Annotated in this window: 8 protein-coding genes and 1 CRISPR repeat array; all 8 genes read right to left on the bottom strand. The window is 69.8% G+C overall.

Annotated elements, in window-relative coordinates; all coding sequences use genetic code 11:
- Nucleotides 1–25 precede the first annotated feature (25 nt).
- Nucleotides 26–2,754: a CRISPR direct-repeat array (repeat unit 33 nt; unit sequence GTTTCAATCCACGCCCCCGGTGAAGGGGGCGAC).
- A 137-nt stretch (nt 2,755–2,891) separates the two neighbouring features.
- A complete protein-coding gene (cas2, locus tag ACG2DA_RS18255; RefSeq protein ID WP_395257461.1) occupies nt 2,892–3,182 on the bottom strand; it encodes a CRISPR-associated endonuclease Cas2 in 291 nt (96 codons plus the stop codon).
- 49 nt (nt 3,183–3,231) lie between these two features.
- Nucleotides 3,232–4,311 carry a type I-C CRISPR-associated endonuclease Cas1c gene (gene cas1c, locus ACG2DA_RS18250; RefSeq protein ID WP_395257455.1) on the bottom strand — a complete coding sequence of 360 codons (1,080 nt, stop codon included), beginning with the start codon at nt 4,309–4,311 and terminating at the stop codon, nt 3,232–3,234.
- Nucleotides 4,308–5,126, bottom strand: coding sequence for an HNH endonuclease (locus tag ACG2DA_RS18245; protein WP_395257453.1), 819 nt, complete (start codon nt 5,124–5,126; stop codon nt 4,308–4,310). Before ACG2DA_RS18245 ends, cas1c begins: the two co-directional genes overlap by 4 nt.
- A 27-nt stretch (nt 5,127–5,153) precedes the next feature.
- A complete protein-coding gene (gene cas4, locus ACG2DA_RS18240; protein WP_395257451.1) occupies nt 5,154–5,855 on the bottom strand; it encodes a CRISPR-associated protein Cas4 in 702 nt (233 codons plus the stop codon).
- A gap of 4 nt (nt 5,856–5,859) precedes the next feature.
- Nucleotides 5,860–6,732 carry a type I-C CRISPR-associated protein Cas7/Csd2 gene (gene cas7c, locus ACG2DA_RS18235; RefSeq protein ID WP_395257459.1) on the bottom strand — a complete coding sequence of 291 codons (873 nt, stop codon included), beginning with the start codon at nt 6,730–6,732 and terminating at the stop codon, nt 5,860–5,862.
- Between the two features lie 58 nt (nt 6,733–6,790).
- Entirely contained in the window at nt 6,791–8,563 is a 1,773-nt protein-coding gene (cas8c, locus tag ACG2DA_RS18230) for a type I-C CRISPR-associated protein Cas8c/Csd1 (RefSeq protein ID WP_395257449.1), read from the bottom strand.
- Complete coding sequence (gene cas5c, locus ACG2DA_RS18225; protein ID WP_395257447.1) at nt 8,560–9,321, bottom strand: type I-C CRISPR-associated protein Cas5c; 762 nt, start codon at nt 9,319–9,321, stop codon at nt 8,560–8,562. Before cas5c ends, cas8c begins: the two co-directional genes overlap by 4 nt.
- Before the next feature lie 114 nt (nt 9,322–9,435).
- A complete protein-coding gene (locus ACG2DA_RS18220; protein ID WP_395257457.1) occupies nt 9,436–11,775 on the bottom strand; it encodes a CRISPR-associated endonuclease Cas3'' in 2,340 nt (779 codons plus the stop codon).
- Nucleotides 11,776–12,116: the final 341 nt, after the last annotated feature.

Raw genomic sequence — 12,116 nt, 5'->3', positions numbered from 1 at the left:
GCAAACTGATCGCGGGCATGAACGCGTTTCAATCCACGCCCCCGGTGAAGGGGGCGACCGGCGGTCGACACGGTCGCCGACGCCATCAAGGCGTTTCAATCCACGCCCCCGGTGAAGGGGGCGACCACCCGTTCCTCGATGCCGTGCTCCTTCGTGACGTTTCAATCCACGCCCCCGGTGAAGGGGGCGACAGGCCAGCTACTACCGGCAGGCCGTGAAGAACCTGTTTCAATCCACGCCCCCGGTGAAGGGGGCGACTTCGACGCCATCCTCTACGACATCGAGACCTGCATGTTTCAATCCACGCCCCCGGTGAAGGGGGCGACCTGCACGTCTTCATCCGGCACGTCGAAGGCCGGCAGGTTTCAATCCACGCCCCCGGTGAAGGGGGCGACCCCCAGCAAACTGCGAAATCACCAATGAGTTACGGTTTCAATCCACGCCCCCGGTGAAGGGGGCGACCGTCAGGCCGAGGTCTACGACTTCCTCCGCGAAAGTTTCAATCCACGCCCCCGGTGAAGGGGGCGACCCAGCGGCGGCCGGCCTTCGGGGCGGTGTTCGCGGTTTCAATCCACGCCCCCGGTGAAGGGGGCGACGAACTGCGGGCCGTCGAACGGGCGGAGCGTGCCGTTTCAATCCACGCCCCCGGTGAAGGGGGCGACCCGGGCGTCTGGCCGCGGACGGGTTCGACCCCGCGTTTCAATCCACGCCCCCGGTGAAGGGGGCGACGCTGCCCCTCTTTGACGCCGAACCCTTCACCGAGTTTCAATCCACGCCCCCGGTGAAGGGGGCGACGAGCGGCTGCACGCGGGGCGACAGACCTACAGGGTTTCAATCCACGCCCCCGGTGAAGGGGGCGACACGGCTACCGGGCGCTGTACTGCGCCGGAGACGTGGTTTCAATCCACGCCCCCGGTGAAGGGGGCGACACCCGTCCCGGGCCATATCGCGGCGGCCGTTCGGGTTTCAATCCACGCCCCCGGTGAAGGGGGCGACATCCGGATCGCCATCGGGTGCAGCTCGTAGAGGGTGTTTCAATCCACGCCCCCGGTGAAGGGGGCGACTTCAGACATTTCACCGACCGGGCGGGGTAACCGAGGTTTCAATCCACGCCCCCGGTGAAGGGGGCGACGCGGGCGACTCCGGAGGTGCAGGCTCGGGTGCTGGTTTCAATCCACGCCCCCGGTGAAGGGGGCGACCTGCGGGCGGCGGACGTGTGGCGGACCGCGACGGGGTTTCAATCCACGCCCCCGGTGAAGGGGGCGACCAGGCCGCCCACCGCCGCGGCGCACCAGAGGTTGTTTCAATCCACGCCCCCGGTGAAGGGGGCGACCTCCTTCCATCGCGGGACCTTCTCCGACGACGCGAAGTTTCAATCCACGCCCCCGGTGAAGGGGGCGACAACGGCGAACCCGTCTTCAAATCGGTCAACGACGTTTCAATCCACGCCCCCGGTGAAGGGGGCGACGACCCCCGACGACATCAGCGCAGCCGTCAACACGTTTCAATCCACGCCCCCGGTGAAGGGGGCGACCGTCGGCCTTTCGCACCGCCGCCCACAGGTAGCCGTTTCAATCCACGCCCCCGGTGAAGGGGGCGACGGCGGCCGTCTCCGCCGGTCCGTCCGGGGGCCTGTTTCAATCCACGCCCCCGGTGAAGGGGGCGACGACTCTGGACCGTCCCGTCGCGCCGCGGCAGGTGGTTTCAATCCACGCCCCCGGTGAAGGGGGCGACTCTCGCCCGGCGCCAAGGGGATGCCGTGAGCCGCGTTTCAATCCACGCCCCCGGTGAAGGGGGCGACCCGTCGGCGTTCATGGTCATATTTTAGCGCGGGGTTGTTTCAATCCACGCCCCCGGTGAAGGGGGCGACGGTCGCATCCGACATGGGGGGACTACTGCGAACGGTTTCAATCCACGCCCCCGGTGAAGGGGGCGACACTACGGCGACGAAACGCTCGCCTGAGTTTTCAACGTTTCAATCCACGCCCCCGGTGAAGGGGGCGACCTCCCGCACCGACAACGCCGGCCGCGTGGTCTGCGTTTCAATCCACGCCCCCGGTGAAGGGGGCGACGGGCAGCGACGAACTTAAGGCGCTGCTCGCTGCGGTTTCAATCCACGCCCCCGGTGAAGGGGGCGACCGCGCTCACGGGGCGACCTCCACCCAGAGGTTCTCGTTTCAATCCACGCCCCCGGTGAAGGGGGCGACGTCCGCCGGGGCGAACAGGGACCAGAGCATCAGGTTTCAATCCACGCCCCCGGTGAAGGGGGCGACGGGTTTCGGCGGGGGAGGCGGGACGGGCACGGGGGTTTCAATCCACGCCCCCGGTGAAGGGGGCGACCGGGGGCGGCGGCTTGGCGGGGACGGGCACGGGGTTTCAATCCACGCCCCCGGTGAAGGGGGCGACTCGTTGATCCACCGCTTGCCGGGGTCGGGCAAGTGTTTCAATCCACGCCCCCGGTGAAGGGGGCGACGCTCCGCCTCTTCCTCAATACGGACCGCACGCATGTTTCAATCCACGCCCCCGGTGAAGGGGGCGACGGGATGCGGTGCGGGACGAACTGGACGAGGTTACAGTTTCAATCCACGCCCCCGGTGAAGGGGGCGACCCTTTGCGGTTCGACCCGCCCCCGACCGCGGTGGTGTTTCAATCCACGCCCCCGGTGAAGGGGGCGACTCCGCCAACCTAACTCCTGCCGGGGCCGCGGTTCCAGCGGTCGACGCCGCGAACCCCGCCCCCGACGTCGTCGGTCGAACGATCGTCGGGGGCGGTCATGGTCTATCGTCTTGTCAGAGAACGGGCTTGCGTCGATCGCGAACCTCCCCGGGGCGGGGACGGACGCTTCGGGTTCGCGGGGGCCGGCCCGCGGCTATGGGCGCCGGGGCAGCGTCTCACACGATCAGCGGGCCGTCCACGTCGTAGCCCGGCTTCGCCCCGTGGTGCTCCACCTTGCTCTGCCAGTTTCGCCCCAGCCGGTAGAACCGCAGGCTGTCGGTCGCCGGGTCGATCAGCGCCAACAATTCCGCCCGCAGCGTCGCCCAGATCGCCGGGTCGACCTTCATCTCGAACACGCTGTTCTGCACCCGCTGGCCGCGGTCCTCGCAGGCCTTCGCCACCCGCCGCAGCCGCTTCTTCCCCCCGTCCGTGACGGTCGAGACGTCGTAGGTCACCAGCACGTACATGGGGAAATTCCAATAATCCAGAACCAAAAACCAAGAACCACGCCCCGATTCACTTCCAGAGCAGCGGCGGCCAGGCGTCCAGATCGCCCCGCAGATGCCGGGCGAGCAGGCGGGCCTGGAGGTGGACCAGCAGGCCCGCCGTCACCTTCTCGCCCAGGAACGGGTGGGTGACGACCTCCTGCTTCTTGGCCTGCCACGCCGTCAGGACCGCCTTGCGGGTCGCCTCGTCCATGGTCACGGCGCCGGTTTCGGAGGTCGCGAACCCGCTCGGCTTGATCTGCCGACGGTTGATCAGCGTAAGGGCGACGCGGTCCGCCAGCAGGGGGCGGAACTCCTCGATCAGGTCCAGGGCCAGCGACGGGCGGCCGGGGCGGTCGCGGTGCAGGAAGCCGACCTGGCAGTCCAGCCCGCAGCTCTCCGCGGCGCTCTTGGCGTCGTGGGTCAGCATCGCGTACAGGAACGACAGGAGGGCGTTGACCGCGTCCCGCGGCGGCCGGCGGGAGCGGCCGGCGAACGCGAACGCCGGGTCGCCCGCCAGCAGGTCGCCGAAGGCGGCGAAGTAGGTGCGGGCCGCCTCCCCCTCCACGCCGCGGAGGGCGTCGGTCGCCCCCTCGGCGCCGTCATGCCCGGCCCGGCTGGCGCCGTGCAGGTTCGTCTCCAGCCGCCGGGCGGCGTCCCGCAGGCGCTCCGCTCGTTCCCCGTCCGGCGCGTCGCGGGCGGCCCGGAGCAGGACCTGCCGGCAGTTCGAAACCTTGCCGATGACGGCGGAGCGGGCGATGGACAGAGTCGCGGCGGGGTCGTCGGCGGCCCGGTATTGGGCCCGGCGGAGCAGCACGTTGCCGGGGGTGAAGCCGACCACCCGCGCCCGCAGCCGGCCGTACTCCGAGAGGAACGAGACGCTGACCCCCGCCTCGGCCGCCGCCCCGAGCAGCTGCGGGCTGGCCCCGACGCGGCCGAAGCAGCAGATGCCGTCCAGGTTGTGCAGCGGCACGCGGAGCTTCGTCTCCTTCCGCCCGGTCGGCTCGCCGGCCGCGTCCAGCCCGTCCGCCCGCACCGCCACCGCCGCCCCGTCCTTCGCCAGGTACGTGCCGTCGGTGGTGACGAACAGCGTGTTGAGATGCTCCTTCATGCGGCCTCCGCCGCGGCTTGCCGCATGAGCGCCTTCAACTCCTCCACGCCCAGCGGCTCCGCCTGCCGGCCGGGGCCGCGGTGCAGCATGGCGTGACAGTTCGGGCAGACGGGGACGAGGTCCGTCGCTGGGTCCACGTCGTGCTCTTCCCCGACCGCCGCCAGCGGGGCGAGGTGGTGGACGTGGATGAAGCCCTCCCCCAGCGGTCCGTAGGTCGCCCCGAAGTCGAACGCGCACACGGCGCAGGCCGCGCCGCGGGCGGCAAGGCAGGCTCGGCGATTGACGGGGCTGCGCTCGTAGACGTTCACGGTGACCTGACGGACGCCCCCCTCCGGCAGGGCGGCTCCCGGCGGCAGCGCGGCGGCGTCCGGCAGTTCGTCGGCGAGCGGTTCGGGTCGTTCTTCCTCCGGTTCCGCCCAGCCGAGTTCCTCCAGCGCCGCGACCAGCCCCGGATGCAGCCGCCACGCGAAGCGGCCGTCGGCGTGGGCGTACCCCTCGAAGAGGATCGACCAGAGCCGATCGCCGGAGCGGTCGTCCCGCGACTCCGGAGCGAAGCCGATCGCGTCGCAGAGCTTCCGGGCGATCCGGCCGACCGCGAGGTTCACCGCCCCCTGCCGCTTGCCGGGGACGGCCCCGCCGATCCCCAGGCGGCGGGCGACCTCGCCGGAGAAGCTCCGGTGATCCGGCGCCCGGTAGAACTCCAGCAGGACCTGCCGATCGGGTTCGGCCACGCTGGACCAGATCGCCGCCAAGCCCTCTCGAAACTGCGCGTCGGTCGGCGGGGGAGCGGTCGGGAACCGGGCGGGGTCGGGCATGGCACGATGAACAGCGAATGCGAAGGGTTAGGAGGCGGTTAAGGACGCCAGCCGTCGCTCCATCCAGGTCCGGGCCGAACGGCCGGCGGCGACCTGCGGCAGGCAGAGCTTCACCAGCGAGCAGTTCGGACAGCGGGAATCGTTGACCGCCGGCGGGGTCTCGCCGGAGGCCAGCAGGGCGTGCAGGCGGGCGACCGCCCGGCGGGTCAGGTCGCGGAGGGCCCCGTCGATCGGCACGTCGGTCCGGCGGCGGGTCTTGCCGTAGAACAGCCGGCCCTCCGGAACCTCGACCCCCAGCATCTCCTCCAAGCAGAGGGCCTGGGCACAGAGCTGCACGCGGTCGCAATCGCCCCATTCCGGCGAGGTCTTGGGCCGGCCGCGTTTATATTCCACCGGCAGCACGCCCCAGCCGGTCAGCGGCGGTCCGGCGCCGGACGCGGCGGCCCGGACGGAGTCGGCGATCGGCCCGTCGAAGGCCTCGGGCGGGAGAAACTCGACCACGTCGGATTTGCCCACGAGGTTCAGCGCCTCGCTCCGCAGATCCAGTCCCCGGGCGACGCGGACCCCACCATGCGTCTCCGGCCCCGCCTCGTGGGCGTTCTCGTGCAGAACGGTCCCCTCCGCCGTCAGTCGGTTCTCCGCCCACAGCCCCTCGGTGTGAATGAGGGCGCACTGCCGCTCGCAAAACACGAGGTGCTGCAGGGCGGAGATCGGGAGGGGATCAGGCACAGGGTCAGATCAACTCCTCCACCGTCACCCCAACGGGCAGGTCGGCGTCAACGACGGTGATCTGCGGTTCGTAGTCCTCGAACCGCCGCGGGGGCGTCTCCCGGTTCTCGCCCGCCAGTCCGGGGGTCTTCACCCGGGCGAAGAGCTTGTGGGCCGGGGCGTTGCCGAGGGGGCTGTCATGCTTGAACGCGATTAGCCGGCGGGCGGCCATCTGGCCGCGGGCGGCGGAGCGGTCGTATTCGAACATCTGCTCCAACGACTTCCACAGCAGGGCGAGATCGTCGTCGCCGAAGCCCGTCTGCTCGGCGAGGTGCGGGTTCACGAAGCCGTGGGCTCGGTACAGGCCGTAGGGCAGCGTGAACTTGCGACCCATCGTGCGGTTGTCGCCGGACTGCTTTTCGGCCTCCGCCTCGGTCGTGACGGCGCAGCGGGTGACGGCGTGCTCCAGCGTGACGACCGGATCGACGCTGCGGGCGAAGGTGAACTGCACCGGGCCCCGCACCTGCCCGCAGTTCACCCCGGTCGTCATCACGGCGCCGAAGGTGCGGACGTCGAAGAAGTTCCCGCACATCCAGTCTTTCAGGCGGGCAGCCTCCTCATCAGTTCGCTTCTTCGCCTTCGGGTCAAGGTCGCAGGCGACGTACGCCCGTTCGTGCTGGGCGTTCAGCACGGCCTTCTCTTTGACGTAAATCTCGTGGGGCGGCGTCTCCCCGTGCACCAGGCCGACGTAGTTGCGGATCTTCCGTTTGAGGCAGACGTCGGTGACCAGCCCGTCGCCGGTCTCCGGATCGATCCGCGGCAGGTTGCCGGCGTCGGGGTCGCCGTTGGGGTTGCCGTCGGTCACGTCGAATAAAAACACGAAGTCGTAGCGGTGCATCGGGGAGGGCACGTCGAGCTTAAGAGAAAAGGAGTGAGGGAGTGGGGCGGCGGCTTCGCTATTCGGCGGGCGCGGCCGCCACGGCGGCGGCTTCGCGGTCGGCCCGGGACGTAAACTGGTCTTGCCGCTGGTGGTAGTAGCCCACCGCAAAAAGCCCTTGGTCCGGTAGCGGAAGGTGACTCGGGAAGCCGTTGAGGCGGCCGACGATCTCCTGCACGCGGCGTTCGTGAGCGACCTTGTGCCCGGCGTTCTCCAGCTTGGCGGCGTGGTGCTGGCTCATGCGGATCAGCCGCGGGAACACTGACCCCGGCGTTGCCGACGCGGCCCCGAAGTAGCGGTCTTTGATCGTCGCGTTCGTCCCGGGCATCGCGTCGTCCTGCACCTTTTCGAGCGCCGCGAACAAGCGACCGAGGTGGTAGGCGGGTTCGGTCCGGTCGGGGTCGAGGGCCACGGGCAGTTCTTTCGCGAGGGGGGAGGAGCGGCCGGCCCGGAACTCCCGGTTCAGGCAGGCCTTGAGGGCGCCGGCCCGCACGCCGCGGACGTCGCGGTCGGCCCGGGTGCGGCGGACGAGGGCGGAGAGGAACGCCCGCGGGTAAGGCGTGCCCTCCAGCAGGGCCGAGAGCAGCCCCGCCGACAGAACCGGCGAGATCTCCTTTGTCTCTCTGGCCGTCTGAATCTGGAGTCGCCAGAGATTCGGTAACTCCGGCTCGTTGTCCTTTCTCGGACGAACCATCTTGAGATCCGCGAAGTGCCGGTGGGCGTTTCGAACCAACTCGCCCAGCGTGCCCTGTTTCCAGAACCGCACGCTCAGGCGGGCACCTCCCCCGGCGGGAGAGAGACCGAGCAGGTAAAATGGCGTCTCCGGGTCGCCCAACTCCGGCGGACAGTCCCCCGTCCGCAGCGCCTCCAGGCACGCGGCAACCTCTTTCGTCACTTGTTCGTCCTCCACGCCCGGATCGAGGGCGAGGCCGAGCAGGTTTTCCGCCGGGCTGGGCTGCTCCGTCCAGAAGACGACGGTCGCGTCGCCGACCTGCACGCAGCGGCCGCCGTCGCGGTCCAGGAGGCGATTCAGGGCGACGGCGTATTGAAACGCCGCCGCCTCGCCCACCGGGGCGTTCGCCCCTTGGCTGCGGCCGTAGGACTCCGTCGCGTTGAAGTTGAACGCAACCAACTTAGCCGTCGCTCTCGCGCCAGCGACTCCTTTGACGGGGGGTAAATGAACGGCGGCAATTCGGGATCGTTTCCCCGTTAGGAGGCATTGGCCTCCTCCTTTACTCTTAGCCGCCTCGATTGCTTCTCGATCGGCTTGCTCCTCAAGCCACCGTTTAATCTTCGGCCGGTTATGGACGTCCCCGATCTCTCCTGCCAAGCTGAAGACGCCGTGCCCCGTCACTGCCGCACGCAGATCCTGCTCGAAACGACTCGGATCATCATCCAGCGACTCAAGGAATCGGCAGACTGCTGAGTAACCTATGTCATCGACTTGAGATTCCAATTCCAGATGGTAATCCCGAAACGCCGTTCGGCGTCTTCGGTTCCATTCCAGATCATCTTCTGGGGCGTATCCGAATACGTATGCTGCATTGTCCCACAGGAAGTTCGGAGCGACCTTCAGTCCGCTTCGGTTTGGACTTCCTGGAACGACCATCGGCTCCGGCGTGCGCTTCTTTCCCTTCAGTTTGCCCAGCGGCTCGACGCCGACGAAGGTCCCGTCCGATTTGAGGTTCACCCGGAACGTCATCTTCTGCCGGCTGTACCCGGCGGGCACGACGTCGACGTTCGGGTCGTCCTCCAGCCGTCGATAGTACTGTTGCAGGGCCGTGAGGATCATCGCTCGCCCCCTTTCCCGCCGATGGCGAGGTCCGGTTGCGGGGCCCGTCGGCGGGGTGGCTCCAGCCAGTCGGGGTAGGGCACGTCGATCACGCCGTCAGTCATCGTCGGCCGGTAAAAACGCGGCTCCATGCCGTTCTTGAAGTCGAGATCGTGCAGCATCCAGCCGAGGTCCTTTTCGCCACGCAGCTCCTCCGGGACCGGGGGGAGGGCGGCGAGGTCGGCCGGCTCGAAGTCGCAGGCGAACTCCCGCGTGCCCAAATACGGACGGTGAAAGCACTGCCCCTTCTCCGCCCGGCGGGCAAACATCGCGGCGTGCTTATTCGCAATATCGGCCCCGCCGAGCACCTCGAAGCGGGCCTCGATGACGTAGTCCACGTCCCGCAGGAGCGTGGCGGCCCGCTGTTGGCGGTCGTCCTCAATATTGAGCCCGAGCCGCCCGCTCCCCGCCTTCATCGCGGCCCCGACGCCGAACTTCCCTTTGGTCGGCACCTTGGAGGCGACTTCGTTCCGCCGCACCGTCGTGAACCGGATCGGCTTGAGCGCCCGCAAGCGGGTGACGATCCAGCGGATTTCCGGCTTCCAGTAGATCGCCTCCAACACGCCGCGGGCGCCGGAGGGGGTGGGCACGTCATAGGAGACCCGCTCGGCCTTCATCTCCGGGCGGGTCCAGCAGGCGAAGTCCCCCCAGACTCGAAGGGCGACTGACTGCGAATCGGGCGGAGTCGCGAACGGGGGCGCGGCGGGCGGGTCGACCATCGGCAACTCCAGATGTGTGACAGATGCACAGTGGTGACGTGCGCACAGTAGTGCAAGCGTGATCGGACCGGCGAAGGGGTCACCTTGAAGATGATCCGCACCCGCCGCCTGTCTTCAAACCACTAACGTTCCCGGTTCGTACCAGCCGGGCCGGTCCGGGCGGAGGCCGAGATCCGCGTCGTACAGGTCCTGGTTCGCCAGCACGGCGAAGCCCTCGAAGTCGGTCGCGGCGTGCAGCCGCTCCACGTCGCCGGATTGCACCAGCGCCGCGAAGTTCCGGTCGTGCACGCCGACGGCGTACCGCCGCAGCGTGCGGAGCAGCGCCCGGTCCGGCGGGTGCCGCCGCAGCCGATCGACCAGCGCCTCGCCCTCCGCCCCCCAGGCGACGAACACCGGCGTCGCCTCGTCGGGGATCATGCGGAACCGCTCGTCGGCCGTCGCGTAGTCCGCCAGCGGGGCGAGGTCGTTGGCGAGCTTGAAGCAAGGCAGCACGGGTTCCTCGGCGTCCCAGTCGCCGCGTTGGCCCTTGCTTGCCCAGAGGTGCAGCTCGAAGAACCTACGAACAGCATCGGGCGAGAGAAGATCCGAATAGTCGCCCGTCGCGATTACTTCCAGGGTTCTATGCGCAGCACTGGCCAGAAGTCCCGGCGGGGGGGGGCGGTCCGGCTCGAACAGCGTCAGTACGCCCTCGGCCGGCTCCCCGTTAAGACCGAGCAGCCGCCCCTCCCGGTTGCAGCGGCCGGCGGCCTGGGCGGCGCTGTCCAGGCCGCAGAGGGCCCGGAAGACGGCCGGGAAGTCCACGTCCACGCCCGCCTCGATGAGTTGCGTGCTCACCACCCGGCACGGCTCCCCGTCGGTCAGCCGGCGGCGGATCTCCGCAAACCGCTCCGCCCGGTGGGCGGCGCACAGGTTCGTGCTGAGGTGGATCAGCCCGTCGGCGTCGTCGCCGAGTTCGCCCCGCGTCGCCTCGAATAGCTCCCGCGCGTGCGGGCGGCTGTTCACGACGCACAGGACCTGCCGCCGGGCGGCGAGGCGTGCGGCGAGGGCGGCGTCCGACAGCGGCCCGGCCCACTCGCACCGCACCCGCCGCATCGCCTCGTACAGGGCGGCCGGGGCGGGGACAATCTCCCGCACCGGCTCCGGAGCGCCGTCGTCGGCCCGGTTCTCCAGACCGATCGGGAAGACGTCCCGCTTCTCCAATGCCGGCTGGGTGGCGGTGCAGAGGACGACCGTGCAGCCGTAGACCTCCACCAGTTCGCTCAGGGCCCGCAGACAGGGGGCGAGCAGGTCGGGCGGCAGCGTCTGGGCCTCGTCGAGCACGATCACCGACCCCGCCAGCCGGTGCAGCTTTCGGCAGGCCGCTTTCCGACCCGAATATAAGCTCTCGAAGAGCTGGACGTTGGTAGTCACAACCAGCGGCGCGTCCCAATTCTCCGCGGCCAGCCGGGCGGTGAGGGAGTCGCCCTCGGGGTCGCGGGCGGAGTGGTGCTCCAGCACGATCTCCCCCGTCCGCTCCTCCCCGAAGGCCGGGGCGAAGACGCCACGGTACACGCCGGCGGTCTGCTCGATCACGGAGGTGAACGGGATCGCCGTCACGACCCGCCGCAGGCCGTGCCGGGCCGCGTGCCGCAGGGCGAAGGCCAGCGAGGCGAGCGTCTTGCCCCCGCCGGTTGGCACCGACAGCGAGAAGAACCCCGGCGGCCGCTCGGCGGCCTCTCGGCAGGCGGCGAGAACCTCCGCCCGGCGGGCGTTCACCGGGGTGGCCGGCGCGGCGGCGGCGAGCCGGTCGAGGTGCGCGTCGAGGACCGCGGCCAGTTCCCGCATCGACGGCGCCGCGGCGGCGTCCGGGCGGGCGGCGGAGGTGACCCGGTCGCCGAACCGCTCCGACTCCAGCGAGTCCGCGTCGCACAGGGCGGAGAACAGCATCCGCCCCAGGAACGCCAGCCGGAAGGCGACGCGATCCCGGTCCTGTACGGCGGCGTCGCGGCGCAGGCCCGCGGCGAGCGGCGGCGGGAAGGTCCCGAGCTGCGGGGCGGCCAACGCCGTCGGGGCGGCCCGCTCGGCGGCCGGGGCGGCGGACCAGTCGGGGACCGACTTCTTCAGCCGGTCCGTTAGCGACGTGCGGCCGGCGGTTTTAGCCTGGGCGTCCGCCAGCCCGGCGTGGTGGCCCGCGATCGCGTACGCTAGCAATCGACCGGCCGGCCCGGGCAGCGTTTCGGCGGCGTGCTGGGCCCCGGCGGTCGCGTGATCGACCTGCGACGGCGTGACGAGGTGGTCTTGGAAGTCCCGCGAGTACTTCCCCAGATCGTGCCACCGGCCCGCCGCCTCGCCCCACGCGGCGGCGCCGAAGGCGTCGGCGAACCCCGCGGCCCGCCCGGCGACCGCGGCGAGGTGGTCGGGGAGCGGCTCCCAGTCCGATCTCGTGCGGTCGTCGGTGCTGCGGGAGAAATACATCAGAAGCACCTCGAACCGTTCGGTATGACCCCGCACCCCCGGCAAAGCAGCCGCCCATAGCGAGAGGCGGGCACGGGCTCGGCGGCGGGCGGGATTAGGTGTACGTCTGAGACGTTACCGGCCGCGGGACCCTATCACACGCCTACCCTAGAGATCCGGCGAGAGCGGCGGAGTCGCGGTATCGCCGGGAGAGACGACGCAGTGGCGTTTCGTGAGAGCTAAACGGATCGCTGTTCTACGTCACTGTGAGGTGAGGCCGGCGACGCCGCCGGCCGTTTCTCGTTCCCCCCCGCTGGAGCCGCCCCGTGCCCCGACTCCCCCTCCCGCCGCGGCTGGCCGCC

Origin of the sequence: Alienimonas sp. DA493, assembly GCF_043951915.1 — a bacterium.
GTDB lineage: Bacteria > Planctomycetota > Planctomycetia > Planctomycetales > Planctomycetaceae > Alienimonas.
The sequence above is the reverse complement of the archived record's forward strand: the minus strand, read 5'-3'. Positions and strand labels throughout refer to the sequence as shown.

What these genes read in the sequence shown, in the direction of transcription:
- cas8c (WP_395257449.1), bottom strand. Translation starts at nt 8,563, where the DNA reads ATGATCCTCACGGCCCTGCAACAGTACTATCGACGGCTGGAGGACGAC.
- ACG2DA_RS18220 (WP_395257457.1), bottom strand. Translation starts at nt 11,775, where the DNA reads ATGTATTTCTCCCGCAGCACCGACGACCGCACGAGATCGGACTGGGAG.
- cas2 (WP_395257461.1), bottom strand. Translation starts at nt 3,182, where the DNA reads ATGTACGTGCTGGTGACCTACGACGTCTCGACCGTCACGGACGGGGGG.
- cas1c (WP_395257455.1), bottom strand. Translation starts at nt 4,311, where the DNA reads ATGAAGGAGCATCTCAACACGCTGTTCGTCACCACCGACGGCACGTAC.
- ACG2DA_RS18245 (WP_395257453.1), bottom strand. Translation starts at nt 5,126, where the DNA reads ATGCCCGACCCCGCCCGGTTCCCGACCGCTCCCCCGCCGACCGACGCG.
- cas7c (WP_395257459.1), bottom strand. Translation starts at nt 6,732, where the DNA reads ATGCACCGCTACGACTTCGTGTTTTTATTCGACGTGACCGACGGCAAC.
- cas5c (WP_395257447.1), bottom strand. Translation starts at nt 9,321, where the DNA reads ATGGTCGACCCGCCCGCCGCGCCCCCGTTCGCGACTCCGCCCGATTCG.